The following is a 22918-nucleotide window of genomic DNA, read 5'->3' as shown; positions in this document are numbered from 1 at the left end:
TTCATGGGCTTTGTCAAACTTGCCGCTATCGCTATCTGGCTCAGGTAGTTAAATCGTCACTACGCCCTAGTTGTCATGGGAATCTTCTGAAGGACGCTATTTCCCGGAGCCACCGGGAGCTATCTGAAAAGCCCCGGTGCTTGGGCCTGCGCCGGGGCTTTCGACACCTACGAGCTACATCAGCATGTCGCTTATGCATGTGCTGATATGGTGAAGGAAGGGTGAAAAGCCTTCCGACGTAATCAGGTTGGGTTTGTCAACCGGATAATCGCCCTTTAGGCGCTCCGAAGCTGATTCAGGAACAGATAAAGGAACTGGTGCGTCGGAAGCGGGATCAAGCCGAAGATTAGACGGCTATTCACCATTCCTTCACCATATCAGCACATGCTCATAAGCGGACATGCTGATGTAGCTCGTACGTGTCGAAAGCCCCGGTGCAGACCCAAGCGCCGGGGCTTTTCCTTGCGGGCCCACGGGTGGATAGCGCCTAGCGCGCGATCCTAGCTGGTGCGATAATCTCTTCGATGCGAACAGATTTGACTGAAAATGAGTTGCGAGCGCAGCTAGGCCAATTGGGTGCGCGAGTTGCCGAGCTTAAGGCTGCGCGGCAACCTCGGCCCGAGGGGGCACATATTGAGGGCGGCCCGCTTGGTCCAACAGACCCGCTGGAGACGGAATTCTTGCAAAGGACGGGGGCGCGGTTATTCCCCCAGGGTGGTTTTGCTCTTGGCGCCCTTATAGTCTTTATCCAGTCGTTGCGTCGAACCACAAAATAGGTTGCTGGCCTGTCGAACGGCTAGAGGTCCTTATCAGTCGGATTAAAGACCTTCCGGGCTTTCAAATCGCCCCAGTATAAGGTCAAGGCCAGCAACGCGGGATAACCAATGCCGCCGACAATGACGACCGCGATGAGGCCAAACCACCGGTACGCGAGAATGCCGATCACAATAAGGATCATGCTTCCAACAAAACTACTAAAGGGCGCGACCATGGCTGATTTGTATCAGAGCTTCCACAGCGGAGCCATTCCCCTACGGCTGGGTAGCGCCTAGCGCTTCGGCGGGCCTTGGTAGAGATACCAGAGCGGGAGCACGACGCCGGCCCATGAAATTGCGATCAGTAGAAACCAATAGAGGTACGGGTCTTGAACCTGATCAAGGACATGCCAGCCGCCGCCGTGCTTTGGGATGGTGGCCTTCCCGTTCCATAGCCAAAAGCCAATGAAAGCGCCCGCACCAAGCATCTGTGCGATCAAAAGATACTTGATGACCGCTTCTGCAATTTTACTCTTTTCGGCCACGCGCGCCCCTCTTTAGGCGTCTTGAGATACGTGGAAGGTCTTAATCGTTCGTGAGCGCCGGCCTGTCGAGGACCATATTCCTATTTCACTTTGGGTTTGTTTGTTAACCAGATAATCGCCTTTCAGACGGCGATTGTATATTTGACAGATCCACAGCGGAACCAGGGTTCATCCAAATGTCATGATGAGGCGTTACATTAGTGATGCCGAATATCCCATCCGGCTCCATCATTCAGCCCGGTCTCAACCCGGGCTTTCTTTTTAGGTCTCTACGGTTTCCAGCCTAGACCGTATGGATCCGATGGCGCTTACGATGGCCTCTGCGGATTCTCTATCCAGCGCGATATCCAAGGTACCCTCGGTCGTCTGTATCGACAGGATGCCGAGGGCGCCTTGGTCGTCGTTGACTGTGCAGACGTGGATTTCGGTCGGCACGAAAGGCGGGGACTTTTCCCTGCGGTCCATCGTTCACCTATGTCAACGGGGGCGAACGACAATCGCGCAACCCAGCGACATATTCAAGCGGGCTAAGGTTGTAACTCCTAGCTAGGCCGGCCCGCCCCTCCACAAGGCGGGCCGTGGGGAAAGCGGGGATTGGCGCCGCGAAGAACCACTACCGCTGCCAGAAGCCACGGTGCACCGAGACCAACTCGTCCGCGATTTCGGGAAAGGGGCCGTGAACCTCGACCTTCTTCTGTCCAGAGCCGAGCACAACGCGCGAGGACAGGTTCATTGTCGCTGACTCACGCCGCCCCCGCCATATCATCCAGGATCGGGCAGTCCGGCCGCTCGTCGCCATGGCAGGCGTGAACCAGCTTCTGCAGCGTCGAGCGCATCGATTGCAGCTCGCGCACCTTCTCCTCGATGGCCATGACATGGGCGGCGGCGATCGCGCGCACGTCCTGGCTGGCGCGGCCACGATCCCTGTAGAGCGCCATCAGCTGGCGGCAATCGTCTATGGAAAAGCCTAGGTTGCGCGCGCGGCGCAGGAAGGCCAGCCGGTGGATGTCGTCGCCCGAATAGTCGCGGTAGCCATTGGCGGCGCGAGCGGGCGCGATCAGGCCGATTTCCTCGTAGTAGCGGATGGTCTTGGCCGGCAGGCCTGAGCGGTTGGCGGCGTCGCCGACATTCATGGCGGGTCCTCGATTTTGCGGGCCTGCGATTCAGGCCCATTGAATTTCCTTGACAATCCGGCGAGGTATGTTGCCGAAATGCCATAGTGATACGCATACCAGCATGTAAGTCCCCGCATATAGGCATCGTGTGCTTGGCAAGCAAAGCAAATGCCAGCATGAATGATGATGAGAAAGCGGCCGACTCGTGCCGCTCTGGTTTAGGCGGGGCACCGGATCACCACATGCGCATGAAGTCGCTTGCAATAATCGCCGCACTGGCGCTGTCCACCGCTATTGCCGGTTGCAGCACCATCGGCGGGCAGATCTTCTCCAACGACTATGGCGCGGTGACCGATGCAGGTTACCAGCTGCCGCGGATCCCGATCGAGAAAGTGCCTTCGAAGTACCATCGCCAGGAAGTCAACTACGACACCAAGGAAAAGCCGGGCACCATCATCGTCGATACGCAGAACAAGTTCCTGTATTTCGTCGAGGGCGGCGGCCGGGCCATCCGCTACGGTATCGGCGTCGGCCGCGAAGGCTTTGAATGGCACGGCACCGCCCATATCGCCATCAAGCGCGAATGGCCGACCTGGACACCGCCCTCGCAGATGATCAAGCGCCAGCCCGAACTCGCCAAGTTCGCCGGCGGCATGGATCCGGGCCTGAAGAACCCGCTCGGCGCGCGCGCCATGTACCTGTTCAACAAGGGCGGTGACATGGGCTACCGCCTGCACGGCAGCCCCGAATGGAACTCGATCGGCAAGGCCATGTCGTCGGGCTGCATCCGGCTGATGAACCAGGACGTCATCGACCTCTACGATCGCGCCGAGGTCGGCGCCAAGGTCATCGTTCTTTAGGCCATGATACCGGAAAGCCCCGCTTTTTCGGCACATCGTGGTTAAACTGGAAGTCGCCTTTCATACGCGGACCGTCTAGGCAACAACGGACGTCCCAAACAGAAAACCGGGCAATTCGGCCCGGTTTTTTGTTGTCTGTCGGCAGGGAACTGGCGGTTAGGAGACCTGTTCGACCTGCTGCACTTCCGGCACGAAATGGCGAAGCAGGTTCTGGATGCCGTGCTTCAGCGTCGCCGTCGACGATGGGCAACCGGCGCAGGCGCCTTTCATGTGCAGGAACACGGTGCCGTTCTCGAAGCCGCGGAAGGTGATGTCGCCGCCGTCCTGGGCCACCGCCGGGCGCACGCGCGTGTCGAGCAACTCCTTGATGGTGATGACGAGCTCCTCGTCGGCCTTGTCGTAGAATTCGCCCGTCTGGCTGGTCTCGGCGGCGGGGCCGGCCTTGGCCATGACAGGCGCGCCGGACATGAAGTGCTCCATGATGGCGCCGAGGATTGCCGGCTTCAGGTGCTGCCAGTCCGGGCCGTCCTTGGACACGGTGATGAAATCATAGCCGAAGAACACGCCGGTGACGCCGGGGATTTCGAACAGCCGGCCAGCCAGCGGCGAGGCCGTCGCCGCACTGTCGGCATCGCGGAAATCGGCGGTGCCTTCGAGCAGCACTTCCTTGCCGGGCAGGAATTTCAGCGTCGCCGGATTGGGCGTCGACTCGGTCTGGATGAACATGGCCGTCTCCATGCCCGTTTTGGGCAACTAGTTTGGAATAGTTCTAAATAGGCTCTATCGGCTGGACATTCAAGCGAAACGCGTCGCCGGAACGGCTGGCTGGCGGAATGTTTTTGCTGGCTGGGGAACTGGATCCCGGGCGGGCCTCAGGCGAGGCTGTCGATCTCCTCATCCGACAGGTTCTGCGGCACCACGGTGACCGGGATTGGAAAGGCCGCACCTTTGCCGGCCACGGCACCGACCAGCGGTCCGGGACCTTCCTTGCCGGCGCCGGCCGCCAGCACCAGGATTGCGATATCCTGGTCTTCCTCGATCAGTTTATGGATCTCTTCGGTAGGCTTGCCTTCGCGCACGACCATCTCTGGTTCGATGCCGAGCTTCTGGCGCACCTTGTTGGCGTAGCCGTCGAGCGCCGCGCGCGCCGTGGCGTTCGCCTCCTCGCGCATGATCTTCTCGACGCCCAGCCAGTGCTGGAAATCGTCCGGTACGATGACATAGAGCAGCACCAGCGTGCCGCTGGTGCTCTGCGCCCGCTTCGAGGCGTAGGCGACGGCGCGTTCGCATTCCGGCGTGTCATCGATGATCGTCAGGAATTTCCTGCGATGACCGGCTTCGCGGCTGAGACGTTTGGAGACCATGTCTACCTACTCGGTAACTTTTCGGCCGCAATCTGCCACTGCGGCGGGCCGGCGGCAAGCCGCCGGCCACAGGCCAGTATGTCTTGGCCGGTATGAGGCGGCGCGTTGACGATCGGGCTCAGCCCTGCAGCAGCCCGACAATGTCGCGCACCGTCTTCATTGTCGTCTCGGCAAGCACGCCGGCACGTTCGCCGCCGTCCCGGAGCACGGCGTCGACATAGGCGCGGTCGCCCTGGATGCGACGCATCTCGCCGGCGATCGGCGCTAGTTTCTCCACCGCAAGATCGGCCAGCGCCGGCTTGAAGACGGAGAATTGCTGGCCGCCGAACTCCTTCAGCACGTCAGCCTTCGACATCTCGGCGAGGCCCGCATAGATGCCGACCAGGTTTTCCGCCTCGGGCCGGCTTTCCAGCCCGTCGACCTCGCTCGGCAAGGCCTCCGGGTCGGTCTTGGCCTTGCGGATTTTTTTCGAGATGGTGTCGGCATCGTCGGTCAGATTGATGCGCGACAGATCCGATGGGTCGGACTTCGACATTTTCTTCGACCCGTCGCGCAGGCTCATGATGCGCGCCGCCGGCCCGCCGATGACCGGTTCGGTGATCGGGAAGAAGCCGTTCACCGTCTCCTCGCCGACCTGCATCTCGACGCCGACGCCAAGACCGGCAATGCGGTCGGAGAAATCGTTGTTGAATTTCTGGGCGATGTCACGGGTCAGTTCCAGGTGCTGCTTCTGGTCCTCGCCCACCGGCACGTGGGTGGCGCGGTAGAGCAGGATGTCGGCGGCCATCAGCGAGGGATAGGCGAGCAGGCCCAGCGAGGCGTTCTCGCGGTCCTTGCCGGCCTTGTCCTTGAACTGCGTCATCTTGTTCATCCAGCCGATGCGCGCGACGCAATTGAAGATCCAGGCAAGCTCCGCATGCTGCATCACCCGCGACTGGTTGAAGACGATGTGCTTCTTCGGATCGATGCCGGAGGCGAGGAACGCCGCGGTGATCGACCGCGTCTGGTCGGCAAGATCGTCATAGACGAGCTGGGCGGTCAGCGAATGCAGGTCGACGACGCAATAGATGCAGTCGGACGTATCCTGCAGGGCGACGAATTTCTTGATGGCGCCGAGATAGTTGCCGAGGTGCAGATTGCCGGTCGGCTGGACACCGGAGAAGACGAGTGGCTTGAAGGCGGACATGGTTTCCTCATGGCTTGTGGAGGGCCGTATAAGCGTGATTCCGAAAAGTTGCAGACTTTTCGGAGCCAATCACGCGGCTGGAAACCGCGCGCGGCGAAAGCCTTGCGACGGCGCGCTTATGGACGAGAGTGGGGAGAGGATCAAGAGGGGTGAGATCGATCCGCGATCATGTTGATTTATTTTTGTAGTGTGCTACGTATTACTAACTACACAAATAAATGTAGGTACTGCGATGACCATCAACATCAACAACAAGGAGGCGGACAGCTTGACGCGCGCCTTCGCCAAGGTCGAGGGAGTCGGCATCACCGAGGCGATCGTCATCGCCATGCGCGAAGCCCTGGAGCGTCGGCGTAACCGAGAGACACCTCTTGAGACGGCTGCACGACTCCGCGCCGAATTCGGGATCGAGCTGAGCGAGCAGGCACGCAATCCGCTGCCGCGCTCGGTCTACGACGAATTGTCCGGCGAAGACTGATGTTCGTCGACGCAGCCGCTATCGTCGCGATGCTGAGCCAAGAGGCCGAAGCTCAACGCTGCTCGCAAGCGATCATGGAGGCGCCGGCTCCTTTCACGTCGGCGATCGCCGTCTGGGAAGCCTCGATGGCGCTTTCGCGATCAGAAAAATTGGCAGTGCCTGTCGAAGTAAGCCTGAGGATAGTCAGTCGTTTTCTTGAAGAGCGAGCTATAGCCTTGCGGGAGCTTCCGCCTGCCTCCGAGGCAACGTCATTGTCCATCGAGGCCGCGTCACGGTTTCGCAACAACGCCATTCGCCTGAATTTGGCGGACTGTTTTCACTACGCTTGCGCGCGCTACTACGCCGTTTCGATACTTTCGACGGCAGACGAATTCCGGCTTACGGATCTGGAGACTGTTCCTTAGTCGCTGGCGATCCCCTGCGCCCGACATTGCGCCGGATCATGCTGAAATCGGCACCGCCGGTGACGAACGCGGTGACGAAATAGAGCGTAGCTCCGCCCGCCACCAGCGCGAGTACCGTCGTCGCCTTGATGACCAGCGGCGAGCCGGGTCCGAGCCTGACGGCGAAATAATGCTCGGCGAAATAGAGGGCGACCCCCATTACCACCGCCGACAGCACCAGCCGCGGAATGCGCTTCAGGAGCGGCACGTCGCGGCCCCAATGGCCGCGCCGGATCAGCACGGCAAGCAGCATCAGCGCGTTGACCCAGCCGGCGACGGCCGAAGCCACGGCAATACCGGGTGCGCCCATCCTCGGGAACAGCGTCAGCGCCGTGGCGACGTTCACCGCCACGGAGATTGCGGCGAAGATCATCGGCGTGCGCGTGTCTTCGCGGGCGAAATAGCCTGGGGTGAAGGCCTTGATCAGCACGAAGGCCGGCAGGCCGAGACCGAAGATCGCCAGGATCGCCGCCACGACAGGCGTTGAATGGTTGGCGGCGAACGCGCCGCGCTCATAGACCAGCCGTACGATCGGTTCCGACATGACCCAGAGTGCCGCCGCCGCCGGCAACGTCATGAACAGGGTGAATTCGACGGAGCGGTTCTGCAGATTGGCGGCCTCGATCAGATTGCCTGACTTCAGCGCCCGCGACAGTTCGGGCAACAGCACGATCGCCACCGCGACGCCGACGACGCCGAGCGGCAACTGGTAGACGCGGTCGGCATAGGCCAGCGAGGAGACGGCACTGTCCTGCGCCGAGGCGATGGCCGTTCCGATCAGCTGGTTGATTTGGGTGATACCGCCGGTGATCGCCGCCGGCAGCGCCAGGATCAGCAGCCGCCTCACGTTCGGCGTCATCTTCGGCCGGCGGAAGCCGATCGAGATGCCGGCATTGCGCACCGCCACCCAGACGATGGCAAGCTGCACCACGCCCGCCGCCAGCACGCCCCAGGACAGGGCGAAGCCGACAGCATGTGCATCCAGTCCATGGTACCAGGCGTAGCCAAGCACGCTAATCAAGATGATGTTGAGGAAAGCCGGCGCGATCGCCGCCGCGAAATAGCGCCGCAGCGAGTTCAGCATGCCCGCCATCATGGCTGCGAGCGACATGCAGATCAGATACGGGAACATGATCGTCGCAAGCGTGACGGTCGTCTCGAACTTGCCCGGCGTGTCGGCAAAGCCCGGCGCCACCAGATAGCGCACGATCAGCGGCATCGCCAGTTCCATGGCAATGGTCAGCGCCAGGAGCGCCGTGAACAGGACACCGAACACCTCTTCCGAGAAACGCTTGGCGCCGTCGGTGCCGTGCGTCTCGATCTCCTTGGCGAACAGCGGCACGAAGGCGGCATTGAAAGCGCCCTCCGCGAACAGCCGGCGAAACGTGTTGGGAAACTGGAAGGCGGCGTTGAAGGCGTCCGCGACCGGTCCGGTGCCGAGTGCGGCTGCCATCAGCATCTCGCGGCCGAAACCGAGCGCACGGCTCATCAACGTGCCGGAAGCGACGGTAGCAAATTTCTTGACGAGACTCATGCGTTCGCAAACTACCTGTGGGACTGGGAGAAGGGGATGATGGCCGTCACTCGGCGGCTGCCTTGGACCTGCCTCCGCGTTCCGGCACGATGCCTTCGAGCGTCGCGATCAGCCGGTTGCGGATAGTGGCGATGCGGGCTGGGCTGTCGATCTTCTGGCCGGTGAGGTCGGTGACGTAGAAGGTGTCGATGACCTTCTCGCCGAAAGTGGTGATATGCGCCGAGGCAATGTCGAGTGACAGGTCGGATAGCGTCCCGGTGATCTCCGACAAAAGGCCAGGGCGGTCGAGCCCCTCGACCTCGATGACCGAAAACCGGTTCGACAGCGCGTTGCGGATTTCGGCGCGCGGCGGGATCTTGAACACCTTGGATCCGCGCCTTGGCTTGGTGCGTTTCTCGATCATCTCCGGCAGCCAGCTCTTGCCCGACAGCACGTCCTCGATCAGCCGGCCGACGCGCTCGGCGCGCCGGCGCTCGTCCTCGTCGCGATCGAACTCCCTCGATATCAGGATCGTGTCCAGAGCGCGGCCATCCGATGTCGTGAAGATCTGCGCGTCGACGATGTTGCCGCCGGCCCCGGCGCATGCCCCGGCAATGACCGAGAGAAGACGGGGATGGTCCTGCGCCAGCACGGTGATTTCGGTCACCGCCTCGAACTGATGGGTCTTGACCATGGTGGCGAGCTTATTGCCAGCCGCGTCCGTCTCGCGAATGAATTCGGCGTGGCGGAGCTGGTCCGGCAGGTCCACGGTCAGGAGATAGTTTTCATAATGCAGCCCGACATAGCGCTTGCGCGCCTTGTCGGGCCAGTCGGCGAGCGCCTCCGCCAGGCGTTCGCGCGCTGCCGCCGTGCGTTGGGCGCGCGAGACTTCCGAAAAGCCGCCGGTCAGCAGCAGTTCGGTCTCGTAGTAGAGCGTACGCAGCAACTGGCCCTTCCAGCCGTTCCACACGCCCGGTCCGACGCCCCTGATGTCGCAGACGGTCAGGATCAACAGCATCTTCAGCCGCTCGACCGACTGCACGATCGAGGCGAAGTCCTCGATCGTCTTGCGGTCGTTGAGGTCGCGGGTCTGCGCCGTCATCGACATGACGAGGTGGTTCTCGACCAGCCAGGCGACGGTTTCCGTATCGGCCGGCGAAAGCCCCATATGCGGGCAGATCCGCTTTGCGATCCTGGCGCCGGCCTCGGAATGGTCTTCAGGCCTGCCCTTGGCGATGTCGTGCAGCAGCACGGCGACATAGAGCGCCTCGCGGCTCTTCTTCAGGCCCGGCATCAGCGAATGCGACAGCGGATGCACCTTCTCGCCGTCGCCGCGCTCGATCTCGGCCAGCACGCCGATGCAGCGGATCAGGTGCTCGTCGATCGTGTAGTGGTGGTACATCGAGAACTGCATCATGGCGACGATCTTGCCGAAATCCGGGATCAGCCGGCCGAGCAGCCCCGCCTCGTTCATGCGCCGCAGGTTGAGTTCGGCGTTGCGGTCCGAGGTCAATATGTCGAGGAACAGCCGGTTGGCTTCCTCGTCGCGCCTGAGCGACTTGTTGACCAGGCCGAGCGAACGAGTGAGCAGTTTCAGCGCATCGGGATGGAATTCCAGCCCGTGCTTGTCGGCGAACCAGAACAGCCTGAGAAGATTGACCGGGTCGCGCTCGAAGACGCCGTCGTCGGCGATGTTGATGCGATGGTTGTCGACGATGAAGTCGGACGTGCCGGCAAGCTTGCGCTTGCGGCGCTGGAAGGTGAGGAAGATGCGGTTGAAGCCGGGAACGTGCTTGGCCTGCTCTTCCTCCAGCGCGGCGCAGAAGATGCGGGTCAGGTCGCCGACATCCTTGGCGACGAGGAAATAGTGCTTCATGAAGCGTTCGACAGCCGACAGGCCGGGATGGGTCGTATAGCCGAGCCGTTCGGCGATCTCACGCTGGATGTCGAAATGCAGCCGCTCCTCGGCCTTCCCCATGAGGAAATGCATGTGGCAGCGCACCGCCCACAGGAAATCCTCGGCCTTCTGGAACTCACGATACTCGGCCTCGGTGAAGACGCCTTTCTCGACCAGTTCCTCGCCGGTGCGCACGCGGTAAAAATACTTGCCGATCCAGAACAGCGTCTGCAGATCGCGCAACCCACCCTTGCCGTCCTTGACGTTGGGTTCGACCAGATAGCGGCTTTCGCCAGCCTTGGCATGGCGCTCGTCGCGTTCGGCGAGCTTGGCCTGCACATATTCCGGGCCGGTCGTGCGCACCACCTCATGGTCGAAGCGCAGCATCAGCTCGTCATAGAGTTTGCGCTCGCCCCACAGGAAACGGGCTTCCAGGATCGAGGTGCGGATGGTGATGTCGGTGCGCGACAGCCTGAGGCACTCATCGATGTTGCGGGTGGCATGGCCGACCTTCAGCCCCATGTCCCACAGCATATAGAGCATGTACTCGACTGTTTGTTCGCCCCACGGCGTCTGCTTGTAGGGCAGCAGGAACAGGAGGTCGATGTCGGATCCCGGCGCCAGCGTGCCGCGGCCGTAGCCTCCGACGGCAACGACCGCCATGCGTTCGGCCGAGGACCGGTTCTTCACCCGGTAGACATGCGTCGCGGCAAAGTCGTAGAGCGCACAGATCAGCTCGTCCATCAGGTGCGACAGCCGTTCGGCGCAAGCGTTGCCGCCGCCATCTTGCCTCAGCATGGCCTCGGCTGTCTTGCGGCCCTCGGCGAGGCGCCCCTTGAGAAGCTGAAGAACGGCAGCACGGATGGCCTGGCTGGAACCGTCGCCGGCACTGGCCGCGGTCAGCGCGGTCATCTCGCGGCGCAAAGCGTCGCCGTCGATCAATTCATCGAGCTTCAGGGAAATTTTCGCCATGGATACCGGTTGGCCCTGCCTTTTGGGCGGCGTCTATAGCGTGTTTTCGCGGCGCTGGGTATGGGCCTGCTGTCGATCCGGCAAACGCTCTAGTCGTTTGCCTCGACTGGAGCGAGCGGTACGACAATCTGCCGCCGCAGCCTGCAGAGATCGGTGATCTGCCGCGCTGCCCGCCGGGCCTCCCTGCGGATCCGCGCGAGAGCCGGCATCCTGTGTCCGTCGGCGAGCCCGCTTGCGACCCACTCGGCCTCCCGTCCCGGTTCAACCAGGCTCGGCAACCTGTTGCCCACGAACTGCTCCTGCGCACAGAGCGCCGGGACAAGCTGGTAGATCGTCTTGCCGCTCGACGTAGCGAACGCAGGGTCGAAGATGAGACTGTCGACCGCCACATTGACTTCCGCGGTCGCCTCGAGAAGGGCACGTGCCGTTTGCCGGGAGAGCAGGTAACCGCCAGTTCCGATGTGGTTCTTGCGGAGCCTGAACAGCGAAAAACCGCCGCCGACGGAAAACCTCTCCCTCTGGATCACCGTTGTGTGGAAGAATGTCTCGAGCTTGACGACATCGGCATCGGCCGGAATCCAGCTCGTATCGGCAAGCAGCGCACCGGCTTTCGCGGAAAACACGATGTCGTCCTCGAAGACGGCGCCATAGGGCGCGTCGTCTTGCGCGATAATGGTCCAGCAGGCGCGATGGCTGTGCAGGCATGCGATCTCGCTACCGGACAGGCGCTGCACCGCATGCAGTGGATGCTGGCGCTGCAGCATGAGCTCCGGATGGTGCCTTGCATCGATTGCGGCAACCCGCTCGAATCCGAGGCCGATGCGCGCAAACTCCGCCGTCGTATGGGCAAGCCGGTCGGGAGACCGATCGAGGTTGATGACCAGGCGCTTCACTATGGGCAAAGATCCAGCGGGAAAGGTAGCGTGTAATACATTTGCAGCGGCGCGGTTTCAGCGTAGGCGCGCGGTTGTGTACAGTTTTTGCCATTCGGTCAATCCGCTGGGCTCGGAGAGCCAAAATCAAAACGGCCCTTGACCTTCCAGTTACTGGAAGCACTACCTCGGGTTTTGAAGCAGTGACAATCAAGGCATTTTAGAATGACGCATTCAGAACACGATCATCACACACACGGCTCGTATGGCGGCTGTTGCGCGCCGAAAGGCGCTGCCTCGGATACGGTTCTGCGCGACCCGGTCTGCGGCATGACCGTGGATCCGGCTGCCGGCAAACCGACATTCGAGCATGGCGGCCGCCTCTATCATTTCTGCAGTGAGCGCTGCCGTTCGAAGTTTCAGGCCGAGCCGGAAAGCCACCTGACGGCGACCGACCCTGTCTGCGGCATGAGCGTCGACCGCGCGACGGCGAAACATTTTGTCCGCCATGAAGGCCAAGGCTTTTATTTCTGCTCCGCCGGCTGCAAGGCGAAGTTCGAGGCGGCGCCGCAAACCTATCTCGGCGGCAGGCCGGCGCCGGCGCCGGTGCCCAAGGGCACGCAATACACCTGCCCGATGCATCCGCAGATCATCCGCGACAAGCCCGGCTCCTGCCCGATCTGCGGCATGGCGCTCGAGCCAACGGGCGTGCCAACCGGCGATGAAGGGCCAAATCCCGAACTGGTTGATTTCACCAGGCGGCTCTGGGTGAGCGCGGTGCTGTCGCTCCCGCTGCTGATCATCGCCATGGCGCCGATGGTAGGCCTGTCGCTGGAGGGCCTGGTTGAGGATCGCGCAAAGGTCTGGATCGAACTGGTCCTGGCGAGCCCGGTGGTGCTCTGGGCCGCCTTCCCGTTTTTCCATCGCGGCTGGGACTCGATCCTCAACCGCAGCCCCAACATGTGGACGCTGATTTCGCTCGGCGTCGGCGCCGCCTATCTCTACAGCGTCGCCGCCACGCTCTTCCCGGACATCTTTCCGCATCAGTTTCGCGGCCATGGCGGTGCGGTGCCGGTTTATTTCGAGGCAGCCGCAGTCATCGTGGCGCTGGTCTTCCTCGGCCAGGTGCTGGAACTGCGCGCCCGCGAAAAGACCGGATCGGCGATCCGGGCTCTGCTTGACCTCGCGCCGAAGACCGCACGGCGGATCGCCGAGGACGGTTCCGAGAGCGATGTGCCGCTGGACGAGGTCAAGACCGGCGAGCGCCTGCGCGTCAGGCCCGGCGATGCCGTGCCGGTCGACGGCACGGTACTCGAAGGCCGCTCCTCCATCGACGAATCGATGATCACGGGCGAACCCTTGCCGGTCGAGAAAGCCGAAGGCGATGCCTTGACCGGCGGCACGCTCAACAAGAATGGCTCCCTGATCATGCGCGCCGAACGGATCGGCGCCGAGACCACGCTGTCGCGCATCGTCGAACTCGTTGCCAAGGCACAGCGCTCGCGCGCGCCGATCCAGGGTTTGGCCGACCGCGTTTCCTTCTATTTTGTCCCGGCCGTCGTCATGGTCGCCATCGCCGCGTTCATCGCCTGGGCGGTCTTCGGCCCCCAGCCCAGCCTGATCTTCGCCATCGTCTCGGCGGTTTCGGTGCTGATCATCGCCTGTCCCTGTGCGCTGGGTCTCGCCACGCCGATGTCGATCATGACCGCTACCGGGCGCGGCGCGCATGCCGGCGTGCTGATCAAGGAAGCCGCCGCGCTTGAACGCTTCGCCGCTGTCGACACCTTGATCGTCGACAAGACCGGCACGCTGACCGAGGGCCGGCCGAAATTGACCGACGTCGTGGCTGCCAGTGGCTTTTCCGAGGACGAATTGCTGGTATACGCCGCGACCCTGGAAAAAGGCTCGGAGCACCCGCTGGCCGAGGCCATCGTCGACGGGGCGGCCCAGCGCGGCGTGAAGATCGCCGAGGCCGGCAGCTTCGAAGCGGTTACCGGCAAGGGCGTTTCCGGCACGGTATCAGGCAAGGTATCAGGCAAGAGGGTCGCGCTCGGCAATGCCGTTATGATGGCCGATCTCGCCATCGACGTTTCCGCAATCCTGGCCAGCGTGGAAGCGTTGCAGGGCGATGGCAAGACGGCGATGTTCGTCGCTGTCGACGGCAAGCTGGCCGGCATCGTCGCCGTCGCCGATCCGGTCAAGGCGACCACGGCCGAGGCGATCAAGGCGCTGCATGACAGCGGGCTGAGGATCATCATGGCGACCGGCGACAATGAGCGCACCGCCAAGGCGATCGCTGGACGTCTCGGCATCGACGAGGTTCGGGCAGGTCTGTTGCCGGAACAGAAGGCAGCGCTCGTCGACGAACTGCGCGGCAGGGGTGCCGGCGTTGCCATGGCCGGCGACGGCGTCAATGACGCGCCGGCGCTTGCCGCCGCCGATGTCGGCATCGCCATGGGAACGGGCGCCGATGTCGCGGTCGAGAGTGCCGGCATCACTTTGGTCAAGGGCGACCTCAACGGCATCGTCCGCGCCCGCACCCTGGCCCAGGCGACCATCGGTAACATCCGGCAGAACCTGTTCTTCGCCTTCCTCTACAATGTGCTCGGCGTGCCGGTCGCCGCCGGCGTGCTCTATCCGCTCACCGGCACGCTTTTGTCGCCGATGCTGGCGGCGGCGGCGATGAGCCTGTCCTCCGTCTCGGTGATCGCAAACGCATTGCGGCTCAGAACATTGAAACTCTGAGATCAACTCCCAGATACGAAACCCAACCAACAGGAGACCATGAATGACCTTGGCTAAAAAACTCGTGCTGCTGCTGGTGGCCGCCGGAATGCTGCTTGCCGTCTTCCTCGAAAGCGTGCCGGCGCAGAGCGAGGAGATGAAGCACGACATGGGCGCCATGGGGGCGGAAGGCCCTTCGACGGCGGGCTACAAGGCGGCTATGGACAAGATGCATACCGGCATGATGGCCTCGCAATATACCGGCAATGCCGATGTCGATTTTGTCCGCGGCATGATTCCGCATCATCAGGGCGCGATCGACATGGCCAAGGTCGAGCTGGCCAACGGCAAGGATCCGGAAATCCGCAAGCTCGCCGAAGGCGTCATCGCCGCGCAGGAAGCCGAAATCAAGCAGATGCAGGACTGGCTCGCCGCCCATCCGGCGAAGTAAGCTTCCGGCATCGCCAAGCAGGGCCCGGCGAGAACTCCGTCCGGAGTCTCGTCGCGGCTCGATGCGATCGGGTACCACGGAGCCAGCCATGGAATCGAGCGTCAGGACCACCACGCTGCCCTGCGGCGAGGCCATACCCGTTCTCGGCCAGGGTACGTGGAAGATGGGCGAGGATTCGCGCCGGCGCTCCGAGGAGGTAGATGCGCTCAAGCTCGGTCTCGATCTCGGCGTCACGCTGATCGACACCGCCGAAATGTATGCCGGCGGCGGTGCGGAAGAAGTGGTGGCCAAAGCCATTGCCGGGCGCCGCGCCGAGGTCTTCCTGGTCTCGAAGGTACTGCCTTCCAACGCTTCGCGGGCCGGCGTGCAGCGCGCTTGCGAGAACAGCCTTAGGCGCCTCGCCACCGACCGCATCGATCTCTATCTTCTGCATTGGCCGGGCAGCGTGCCCCTATCGGAAACGGTCGAAGCCTTCGAGGCGCTGAAAAAAGCCGGCAAGATCCGGCATTGGGGCGTCAGCAATTTCGACACCGACGAGATGCAGGAATTGGCGTTCCTGTCCGACGGCGACAAGGTACAGACCAACCAGGTGCTCTACAATCTGGTCCGCCGCGGCCCGGAATTCGATCTCACGCCCTGGATGAGGAAACGTGGCATCCCGCTGATGGCCTATTCGCCGGTGGAGCAGGGCGCGCTGGCACATAATGCCAGGCTCACCGCAGTCGCAGCCCGTCACGGCGCAACCGCGGCGCAAATCGCCTTGGCCTGGGTGATGCGGCAGGACGGCGTCATCGCCATTCCCAAGGCCGGCAGCCAGGCGCACGTCCGCCAGAATTTTGCCGCGCTGGACATAAAGCTTACGCCGCAGGACATCGCCGATCTCGGCAGTGCGTTCCCGCCGCCCAGCCGCAAGAGTGGGCTGGAGATGATCTGACTACTTCCCCGCCAGCCCCTTCAGCCGGTAAAGCGCCTCCAGCGCTTCCTTTGGCGTCATCTCGTCGGGGTTGAGGTCACCGAGTGCTGCGCCCAGCGCGTCGCTCTTCACCGGCCTTGGCGCTTCCCGCTTCACCGCCACCGAAAACAGCGGCAGGTCATCGACCAGCCGGTTGGTCTTGCCGGAGACCTCGCCTTCCTCCAACTGGTGCAGCACCGCCTTGGCCCGGTCGACCACCGCTTCCGGCAAGCCGGCGAGCCGCGCCACCTGCACGCCGTAGGAGCGGTCGGCGGCGCCCTTGCCGACCTCGTGCAGGAAAACGACGTCGCCTTCCCATTCCTTGACCCGGATGGTGACGTTGGAAAGCCGCGCCAGCTTGCCTGCGAGCGAGGTCATTTCGTGGAAATGGGTAGCGAAGATCGCCCGGCAGCGGTTCTTTTCGTGCAGATATTCGACCGCCGCCCAGGCGATCGACAGTCCGTCGAACGTTGCGGTGCCGCGGCCGATCTCGTCGAGGATCACCAGCGAGCGTTCGCCGGCCTGGTTGAGGATCGCCGCGGTCTCGACCATCTCGACCATGAAGGTCGAACGGCCGCGCGCCAGATCGTCCGACGCGCCGACGCGCGAGAACAGCCGGTCGACGACGCCGATATGGGCAGACGCCGCCGGCACGAAGGAGCCGGTCTGGGCCAGGATCGCGATCAGCGCGTTTTGCCGCAGGAACGTCGACTTACCACCCATATTCGGGCCGGTCAGCAGCCAGATCGCGCCGTTCTTGGCACTCCCCTCCGGCGAGAGGTCACAATCATTGGCGACGAACGGGCCTTCGCCCGAACGGCGCAGCGCTTGTTCGACCACCGGATGCCGGCCGCCTGAAATCTCGAAGGCAAGGCTGGAATCCACCACCGGCCGGCACCAGCTCTCGCTTTCCGACAAGAGCGCAAGTGCCGCCGACACGTCGAGCACGGCGAGCGCATCGGCGCCGGCGCGGATCGCCTCGGCCTCGCCGACCGCCTCCGCCGTCAGCGCATCGAAGGCGGCCAGTTCGATGCTCAGCGCACGGTCGGCGGCATTGGCGATCTTGGTCTCCAGTTCGGCGAGTTCGGTCGTGGTGAAGCGCATGGCATTGGCCATGGTCTGGCGGTGGATGAAGCGCGCCTTGGCGCCATCGCTGCCGGTCATGACGGCATGATGGTTGGCCGTCACTTCGATGTAGTAACCGAGCACGTTGTTGTGCCGGATCTTCAGGGAACGGATGCCGGTCTCCTCGATCAGGGAGCGCTCCAGCCCGGCGATCACTTTGCGCGACTCGTCGCGCAGCGCCCGCATCTCGTCGAGTTCGGCATGGTAGCCGCCGCGGACGAAACCGCCGTCGCGTTTGAGCAGCGGCAGTTCCTCGCCGAGCGCCTGGGTGAGATGCTGGGCAAGTGTCTTGGGCAGCGCCTGAATTGCGGCCATCGCGCCGGCCAATTCCTGGGGCAGGGCGATCGCGGCAAAGGTTTCTGCGATGGCGCCCGCCGCCTCGAAGCCGGCGCGGAGCGCGCCGAGATCGCGCGGGCCGCCCCGGTTGAGCGCCAGCCTGGACAGGGCACGCGGCATATCGGCGACACTCTTCAGGCTCATCCGCACTGCCTGGCAAAGCCGCACTTCGGAACGGAAGAACGACACCGAATCCAGCCGTGCGCCGATGGCCGCCGGGTCGGTGAGCGGCGCCATCAGCCGGTCGGCGAGCAGCCTTGCGCCGCCGCCGGTCACCGTGCGATCGATCGCCTTGAACAGCGAACCCTCGCGGCTGCCGGACAGCGTGCGCAGCAGTTCGAGATTGCCGCGCGTCGCCGGGTCGATGAACAGGGTCGAGCCCTGCTCCTCACGCTCGGGCCGCGACAGCGGCGGCCGCTCGGCTTTTTGCGTCTTCTCGACATAGGCGATGGCGCCCGAGATCGCCGACAGTTCGGCGCGCGAAAACGTGCCGAAACTGTCTGGTGTCGCCACCTCGAAGAAGCGCGCGATCCGTCCCGTGGCCGAGGCCGAATCGAATAGCGAAGGCGGCTGTGGGCTGGCGACACGTCCGAGCACGTCGAAAACCGGCTTCAGCTCGGGATCGTGGAACACCGGCTCGGCGACGATCAGCTCACGCGGATCGACACGGAAGATGTCGGCGAGCAGCCGGTCGGCGGTGGTCTCCGCGACGCGGAACGCGCCGGTCGAGATGTCGATCCAGGCAATTGCAAAGCTTCCTTGGTGCCCTGTCGCGCTGCCGCGCTCCCCGCCTCTTGGCTCCGCTCCGCCCTTCACCCTGCCCAGCGCCATCAGGAAATTCGATTCCGAGGGTGCCAGCAATTTATCCTCGGTGATGGTGCCCGGCGTTACCAGCCGCACCACATCGCGGCGCACCACCGATTTGGAGCCGCGTTTCTTGGCCTCGGCCGGATCCTCGATCTGCTCGCAGACGGCAACTCGGAATCCTTGGCCGATCAGCTTCTGCAGGTAATCGTCGGCCGCATGCACCGGCACGCCGCACATCGGAATGTCGTGGCCCTGATGCTTGCCGCGTTTGGTCAAGACGATGCCCAGCGCGCGGCTCGCCTTCTCGGCATCGTCAAAGAACAGCTCGTAGAAATCGCCCATGCGGTAGAACAGCAGCGAATCCGGGTTAGCCGCCTTGATCTCGATGAATTGCTCCATCATCGGCGTGACGGCGGCAGCACCGGGCTGCGGCGGCGTCATCACCTCGGGGGCGGCGTCGGGCTCGTTCGGGCTGTGCATGTTCATGGCGCGGCACGCTAGCAGATGTGATGGCGGGGTTTAATGCCGGGGGCTTAGAAAGCAGGGGAAGACCGCGAGCCATCTTTCCATGGAAGGGCTATTCAGCGTGCATTGCTCGATGGTGTGATCGCGAATGTCGTCTTGGAGTATAGTGGCGGGACATCATGGACAGGGACGGGCACGAAACGTTCGAGGAGATGGTGGGACGTCTTTTTCGATCCGGACATTGCATCATCGCCGAGCCCGATCCGGCGGCGATCCGGCGCGCCGTCGAGACGTTGCGCCACCGCGCCATTCCGCGCGAGGAGATTCGCAACCGCACGCTGGCCAAGGTGCGGGCTCAACGGCAGGAACTCACAGTATTCCTGGCCGACCTGCTGAAGAGATTGGGAAGCAGCCAACCGCCGCTATCGCAATGGCCGTTCCCCGGAACCAGGACGCTGCGGCGATGGGCAACGGCCCGCCAGCATGCGCATGAAATCATGGCATCCAGGGTGGCGCGGAACGGCTCCTGACCGAGCGTGTCCGCTTTGAAGCAGCTTTGCAGAGCTTCGTGGTTTACACGCGGCGGCCCGTGGTCTTAATTCGCAAGCGCACAGGCACCCACTTCAAGGAGGTGTCCCACCGGCGAGGAAATCAAAAGCATCATGGCCAGGAAAACCGAGAACAACGGTCCGTCCGTCAGCGCGCAGGAAGCGCTCGAATTCCATGCCATGGGCAGGCCCGGCAAGCTGGAGATCGTCGCCACCAAGCCGATGACGACGCAGCGCGATCTCAGCCTCGCTTATTCGCCTGGTGTCGCCGTGCCAGTGCGCGCCATCGCCGAGGATCCATCGAGAGCCTTCGACTACACGACGCGCGGCAACATGGTCGCTGTCATCTCCAATGGCACCGCCATCCTTGGCCTCGGCAATCTCGGCGCGCTGGCCTCCAAACCGGTGATGGAAGGCAAGGCGGTGCTGTTCAAGCGCTTCGCCGATGTCGATTCCATCGACCTCGAGGTCGATACCGAGGATGCCGACGAGTTCATCAACTGCGTGCGCTTCCTCGGCCCCTCCTTCGGCGGCATCAACCTGGAAGACATCAAGGCGCCGGAGTGCTTCATCATCGAGCAGCGCCTGCGCGAACTGATGGACATCCCGGTCTTCCACGACGACCAGCACGGCACGGCCATCATCTCGGCCGCGGGCCTGATCAACGCGCTGGAGGTCACCGGCCGCGACATGAAGACCACGAAGCTGGTCTGCAATGGCGCGGGCGCCGCAGGCATCGCCTGCATCGAACTGATGAAGGCGATGGGTTTTTCGCCCGAAAACATCACCTTGTGCGATACCAAGGGCGTGGTCTTCCAGGGTCGCACCGAGGGCATGAACCAGTGGAAGTCGGCGCATGCGATCAAGACCGATGCGCGCAGCCTGGCCGAAGCGCTCGACGGCGCCGATGTCTTCCTCGGCCTTTCCGCCAAGGGGGCGCTGACCACCGCCATGGTGCAGTCGATGGCCAAGAACCCGATCATCTTCGCCATGGCCAATCCCGATCCCGAGATCACCCCGGAGGAAGTGGCCGAGATCCGCACTGACGCCATCATGGCCACCGGGCGCTCGGACTACGCCAATCAGGTCAACAACGTACTCGGCTTCCCCTACATCTTCCGCGGCGCGCTGGATGTCAGGGCCACCACCATCAACGACGACATGAAGATCGCCGCCGCCCGTGCGCTCGCCGAACTGGCGCGCCAGGACGTGCCCGACGACGTCGCCGCCGCTTATCAGGGCAACCGGCCGAAATTCGGTCCCAACTACATCATTCCGGTGCCGTTCGACCCGCGCCTGATCTCGGCCATCCCGATTGCCGTGGCCAAGGCGGCAATGGATTCGGGCGTCGCCCGCAAGCCCATTCTCGATCTCGACCGTTATGCGCAGGAGCTTTCCGCCCGCCGCGACCCGATCGCCTCGACCCTGCAGCGTATCTACGACCGCGTGCGCCGCCAGCCCAAGCGCATCGTCTTCGCCGAAGGCGAGGAGGAGCAGGTGATGCGCGCCGCCGTCTCCTATGTGAACCAGCGGCTCGGCACCGCCATCCTGCTTGGCCGCGACGACGTCATCAAGGAGAACGCCAGGCACGCCGGCATCGACTTGAACAAACAAGGCATCGAGATCATCAATGCGCGTCTGTCGCGCCGCAATTCGATCTACACCGACTATCTCTACGAACGCATGCAGCGCAAAGGCTTCCTGTTCCGCGACTGCCAGCGGCTGATCAACAACGACCGCAACCATTTCGCCGCCTGCATGGTGGCGCTGGGCGATGCCGACGGCATCGTCACCGGCGTCACCCGCAACTATTCGACCGCGCTCGACGATATCAGGCGCGTCATCGACGCCAAGCCCGGCCACCGCGTCATCGGCGTCTCGATCGTGTTGGCGCGCGGCCGCACGGTGATCGTCGCCGACACCGCAGTGCACGACATGCCCAACGCCGAGCAGATCGCCGACATCGCCGAGGAGGCCGCCGGATTTGCCCGCCGCATGGGCTATGAGCCAAGGCTCGCCATGCTCGCCTATTCCACCTTCGGCCACCCGCAGGGCGAGCGTTCCGAGCGCATCCAGGAAGCCGTGCGCATCCTCGACAAGCGCCGCGTCGATTTCGAATATGACGGCGAAATGGCAGCCGACGTGGCGCTCAACGCCCGCGCCATGGCGCAATATCCGTTCATAAGGCTCACCGGCCCGGCCAATGTGCTGATCATGCCGGCGTTCCACTCGGCCTCGATCTCGACCAAGATGCTGCAGGAACTCGGCGGTTCGACCGTCATCGGCCCGCTGCTGGTCGGCCTGAACAAGCCGGTGCAGATCGTCTCGCTGAACGCCAAGGACTCGGACATCGTGAATATGGCAGCGATCGCGGCGTATACGGCGGGGACTTGAGGAGCGGTCGGCGTGGCGGACGAAAGCTGGCGATCAGACTGGGTCTCTCACCCCGGCGCGAACACCCGCGCTGCCTCGACCACCTCCTCCGCCCGGTCCTGGCGCAACAGGTCGATCGGAATGCGGCCGTCGAGCTGTGCCGCTGGGCGGGTCAGCCACAGCCATGCGAGCCTTGGATTGCCGATGAGCTCCAGCACATCGCTTATGCCCGCCACCGGCCTGCCGTCGACGAACTGCGCCAGCGGGAAGACGTGCTTGCGGCCGCCCTTGCGCAGCGCGATGACGTCGCCCCGTCTCTGCCAGCGGTGCAGGGTCGAGCGGGCGATGCGCAGGTTTTCCTCGAGGTAGGTCGAGCCGGCGACGCGGCCGGCCCAGTCCTCGATCAGCATCGATTCTAGGTCGTCGGACTGGGGAAGCGCGGGAAGCGTTTCGGCCTCTGCCGACAGCGTCGTCGTCCCCACCGCGCCGGCTTCGCTGCGGCGCGCGGCTTCCGCCGCGAGCGCGCGCACGAATTTCGAGGCAAGGCCGGGAAGGTCGGCATGGATGGCGTCGATGGCGCGCTGGTGCTTGGGCGACAGCAAGGTGACCGCGGACGCTATGCTGCCGGCGATCTTGCCGACCGAGATCATTGTCGGGCCGTTGATGGCCTCGTCATAGTGGGCAAGAGCACGCTCGACTTTTTCCGCCACCATGTCGGCGAAATCGTCCTGCGTGATGCCGGTCGTCTTAATCTGAAATCTGGTCATGCATCTGTCTTCTGGGCCGCGCGCTCTCCTCCCTCAGCCGCAGTCGGTTGTTGAACGGCTACGGCGGAAAATGGAAAGCGCGACGGCAACCGATGCGGCGACCCGACAGGTTGCTGTCCTGCATTGCTCCACACCCTGACTAGCCCGCCGAAATGTCAGTCACGGCACGCTTGCATTTGCGTTTAGGAGCGGTCTGTGACAACTGCGCGACGGTGAGCGAGACGGCGAAGCTGCCGATCTCCCCACTCGTGGGGAGAACGGCAGCTTCACCCTACAACAACCCCGCTTGCTCTGCCTCCTTGCGCAGGTTCTGCCGTGGCCTTGGGCCGATCTGCTGGATCACCAATCCGGCCGCCAGTGAGCCAAGATC

Annotated in this window: 19 protein-coding genes; 8 read left to right on the top strand and 11 right to left on the bottom strand. The window is 63.3% G+C overall.

From position 1 onward, the window contains the following. Window positions 1-796: 796 nt before the first annotated feature. The 3 genes from O7A60_RS30780 to cueR form a co-directional block, all read right to left on the bottom strand. The gene (locus O7A60_RS30780) at window positions 797-991 is read right to left on the bottom strand and encodes a glutathione S-transferase family protein (RefSeq protein ID WP_337109427.1); all 195 of its coding nucleotides are present in this window, start codon (window positions 989-991) and stop codon (window positions 797-799) included. Between the two features lie 57 nt (window positions 992-1048). Further along, window positions 1049-1300: a hypothetical protein gene (locus O7A60_RS30775; protein WP_337109426.1), complete on the bottom strand. Its 252-nt coding sequence runs from the start codon at window positions 1298-1300 to the stop codon at window positions 1049-1051. Window positions 1301-2043: 743 nt separating this feature from the next. Beyond that, the gene (cueR, locus tag O7A60_RS30770) at window positions 2044-2433 is read right to left on the bottom strand and encodes a Cu(I)-responsive transcriptional regulator (protein WP_337109425.1); all 390 of its coding nucleotides are present in this window, start codon (window positions 2431-2433) and stop codon (window positions 2044-2046) included. Window positions 2434-2657: 224 nt separating this feature from the next. Between cueR and O7A60_RS30765 the strand changes: the two genes are divergently transcribed. Continuing rightward, on the top strand, window positions 2658-3275 hold the full coding sequence (locus O7A60_RS30765; protein ID WP_027142903.1) for a L,D-transpeptidase: 618 nt from the start codon (window positions 2658-2660) through the stop codon (window positions 3273-3275). A gap of 156 nt (window positions 3276-3431) precedes the next feature. Here the strand turns inward: O7A60_RS30765 and O7A60_RS30760 are convergent, their stop codons facing one another. The 3 genes from O7A60_RS30760 to trpS form a co-directional block, all read right to left on the bottom strand. Next, complete coding sequence (locus O7A60_RS30760) at window positions 3432-4001, bottom strand: NifU family protein (RefSeq protein ID WP_027142904.1); 570 nt, start codon at window positions 3999-4001, stop codon at window positions 3432-3434. A 146-nt stretch (window positions 4002-4147) separates the two neighbouring features. Further along, window positions 4148-4639, bottom strand: coding sequence for a universal stress protein (locus tag O7A60_RS30755; RefSeq protein ID WP_010913128.1), 492 nt, complete (start codon window positions 4637-4639; stop codon window positions 4148-4150). 118 nt (window positions 4640-4757) lie between these two features. Further along, the gene (trpS, locus tag O7A60_RS30750) at window positions 4758-5825 is read right to left on the bottom strand and encodes a tryptophan--tRNA ligase (RefSeq protein WP_337109424.1); all 1068 of its coding nucleotides are present in this window, start codon (window positions 5823-5825) and stop codon (window positions 4758-4760) included. 232 nt (window positions 5826-6057) lie between these two features. On the opposite strand from trpS, the gene O7A60_RS30745 reads away from it, so the two are divergent. Then, entirely contained in the window at window positions 6058-6303 is a 246-nt protein-coding gene (locus O7A60_RS30745; RefSeq protein ID WP_027142906.1) for a type II toxin-antitoxin system VapB family antitoxin, read from the top strand. Continuing rightward, a complete protein-coding gene (locus tag O7A60_RS30740; protein WP_027142907.1) occupies window positions 6303-6707 on the top strand; it encodes a type II toxin-antitoxin system VapC family toxin in 405 nt (134 codons plus the stop codon). The genes O7A60_RS30745 and O7A60_RS30740 overlap by 1 nt, the downstream gene beginning before the upstream one ends. Here O7A60_RS30740 and murJ read toward each other — a convergent pair. The 3 genes from murJ to O7A60_RS30725 all read right to left on the bottom strand — a co-directional run bounded on the left by murJ (window position 6682) and on the right by O7A60_RS30725 (window position 12021). After that, window positions 6682-8280, bottom strand: coding sequence for a murein biosynthesis integral membrane protein MurJ (gene murJ / locus O7A60_RS30735; protein WP_337109423.1), 1599 nt, complete (start codon window positions 8278-8280; stop codon window positions 6682-6684). The genes O7A60_RS30740 and murJ overlap by 26 nt on opposite strands. A 46-nt stretch (window positions 8281-8326) precedes the next feature. Continuing rightward, window positions 8327-11128 (bottom strand): [protein-PII] uridylyltransferase, encoded by a 2802-nt coding sequence (locus tag O7A60_RS30730; protein ID WP_337109422.1) that lies wholly within the window; start codon window positions 11126-11128, stop codon window positions 8327-8329. A gap of 89 nt (window positions 11129-11217) precedes the next feature. Next, window positions 11218-12021, bottom strand: coding sequence for a glycosyltransferase family 25 protein (locus tag O7A60_RS30725; protein WP_337109421.1), 804 nt, complete (start codon window positions 12019-12021; stop codon window positions 11218-11220). A 204-nt stretch (window positions 12022-12225) separates the two neighbouring features. Between O7A60_RS30725 and O7A60_RS30720 the strand changes: the two genes are divergently transcribed. From O7A60_RS30720 to O7A60_RS30710, 3 genes are all read left to right on the top strand, one after another. Then, entirely contained in the window at window positions 12226-14745 is a 2520-nt protein-coding gene (locus tag O7A60_RS30720) for a heavy metal translocating P-type ATPase (RefSeq protein WP_337109420.1), read from the top strand. A gap of 43 nt (window positions 14746-14788) precedes the next feature. Beyond that, window positions 14789-15175 carry a CopM family metallochaperone gene (gene copM, locus O7A60_RS30715; RefSeq protein ID WP_337109418.1) on the top strand — a complete coding sequence of 129 codons (387 nt, stop codon included), beginning with the start codon at window positions 14789-14791 and terminating at the stop codon, window positions 15173-15175. Between the two features lie 88 nt (window positions 15176-15263). Further along, window positions 15264-16109 carry an aldo/keto reductase gene (locus tag O7A60_RS30710; protein WP_337109417.1) on the top strand — a complete coding sequence of 282 codons (846 nt, stop codon included), beginning with the start codon at window positions 15264-15266 and terminating at the stop codon, window positions 16107-16109. Here O7A60_RS30710 and mutS read toward each other — a convergent pair whose 3' ends face one another. Beyond that, complete coding sequence (mutS, locus tag O7A60_RS30705) at window positions 16110-18881, bottom strand: DNA mismatch repair protein MutS (RefSeq protein WP_337109416.1); 2772 nt, start codon at window positions 18879-18881, stop codon at window positions 16110-16112. Between the two features lie 158 nt (window positions 18882-19039). Between mutS and O7A60_RS30700 the strand changes: the two genes are divergently transcribed. Both O7A60_RS30700 and O7A60_RS30695 read left to right on the top strand, forming a co-directional pair. After that, window positions 19040-19390, top strand: coding sequence for a hypothetical protein (locus tag O7A60_RS30700; RefSeq protein WP_337109415.1), 351 nt, complete (start codon window positions 19040-19042; stop codon window positions 19388-19390). 132 nt (window positions 19391-19522) lie between these two features. After that, the gene (locus O7A60_RS30695; RefSeq protein WP_140509127.1) at window positions 19523-21802 is read left to right on the top strand and encodes an NADP-dependent malic enzyme; all 2280 of its coding nucleotides are present in this window, start codon (window positions 19523-19525) and stop codon (window positions 21800-21802) included. Between the two features lie 47 nt (window positions 21803-21849). Here O7A60_RS30695 and O7A60_RS30690 read toward each other — a convergent pair whose 3' ends face one another. Further along, on the bottom strand, window positions 21850-22548 hold the full coding sequence (locus O7A60_RS30690; RefSeq protein WP_337109414.1) for an antitoxin Xre/MbcA/ParS-like domain-containing protein: 699 nt from the start codon (window positions 22546-22548) through the stop codon (window positions 21850-21852). Window positions 22549-22918 lie beyond the last annotated feature (370 nt).

Source organism: Mesorhizobium salmacidum (SeqCode) (genome assembly GCF_037179605.1).
GTDB lineage: Bacteria > Pseudomonadota > Alphaproteobacteria > Rhizobiales > Rhizobiaceae > Mesorhizobium > Mesorhizobium salmacidum.
The sequence above is the reverse complement of the archived record's forward strand: the minus strand, read 5'-3'. Positions and strand labels throughout refer to the sequence as shown.

Excerpts from the sequence above, each read along its gene's own strand:
- copM (WP_337109418.1), top strand. The coding sequence starts at position 14,789 with ATGACCTTGGCTAAAAAACTCGTGCTGCTGCTGGTGGCCGCCGGAATG.
- O7A60_RS30710 (WP_337109417.1), top strand. The coding sequence starts at position 15,264 with ATGGAATCGAGCGTCAGGACCACCACGCTGCCCTGCGGCGAGGCCATA.
- O7A60_RS30740 (WP_027142907.1), top strand. The coding sequence starts at position 6,303 with ATGTTCGTCGACGCAGCCGCTATCGTCGCGATGCTGAGCCAAGAGGCC.
- O7A60_RS30720 (WP_337109420.1), top strand. The coding sequence starts at position 12,226 with ATGACGCATTCAGAACACGATCATCACACACACGGCTCGTATGGCGGC.
- O7A60_RS30765 (WP_027142903.1), top strand. The coding sequence starts at position 2,658 with ATGCGCATGAAGTCGCTTGCAATAATCGCCGCACTGGCGCTGTCCACC.
- trpS (WP_337109424.1), bottom strand. The coding sequence starts at position 5,825 with ATGTCCGCCTTCAAGCCACTCGTCTTCTCCGGTGTCCAGCCGACCGGC.
- O7A60_RS30755 (WP_010913128.1), bottom strand. The coding sequence starts at position 4,639 with ATGGTCTCCAAACGTCTCAGCCGCGAAGCCGGTCATCGCAGGAAATTC.
- O7A60_RS30700 (WP_337109415.1), top strand. The coding sequence starts at position 19,040 with ATGGACAGGGACGGGCACGAAACGTTCGAGGAGATGGTGGGACGTCTT.
- cueR (WP_337109425.1), bottom strand. The coding sequence starts at position 2,433 with ATGAATGTCGGCGACGCCGCCAACCGCTCAGGCCTGCCGGCCAAGACC.
- O7A60_RS30730 (WP_337109422.1), bottom strand. The coding sequence starts at position 11,128 with ATGGCGAAAATTTCCCTGAAGCTCGATGAATTGATCGACGGCGACGCT.
- O7A60_RS30695 (WP_140509127.1), top strand. The coding sequence starts at position 19,523 with ATGGCCAGGAAAACCGAGAACAACGGTCCGTCCGTCAGCGCGCAGGAA.
- murJ (WP_337109423.1), bottom strand. The coding sequence starts at position 8,280 with ATGAGTCTCGTCAAGAAATTTGCTACCGTCGCTTCCGGCACGTTGATG.
- O7A60_RS30760 (WP_027142904.1), bottom strand. The coding sequence starts at position 4,001 with ATGTTCATCCAGACCGAGTCGACGCCCAATCCGGCGACGCTGAAATTC.
- O7A60_RS30780 (WP_337109427.1), bottom strand. The coding sequence starts at position 991 with ATGGTCGCGCCCTTTAGTAGTTTTGTTGGAAGCATGATCCTTATTGTG.
- mutS (WP_337109416.1), bottom strand. The coding sequence starts at position 18,881 with ATGAACATGCACAGCCCGAACGAGCCCGACGCCGCCCCCGAGGTGATG.
- O7A60_RS30745 (WP_027142906.1), top strand. The coding sequence starts at position 6,058 with ATGACCATCAACATCAACAACAAGGAGGCGGACAGCTTGACGCGCGCC.
- O7A60_RS30690 (WP_337109414.1), bottom strand. The coding sequence starts at position 22,548 with ATGACCAGATTTCAGATTAAGACGACCGGCATCACGCAGGACGATTTC.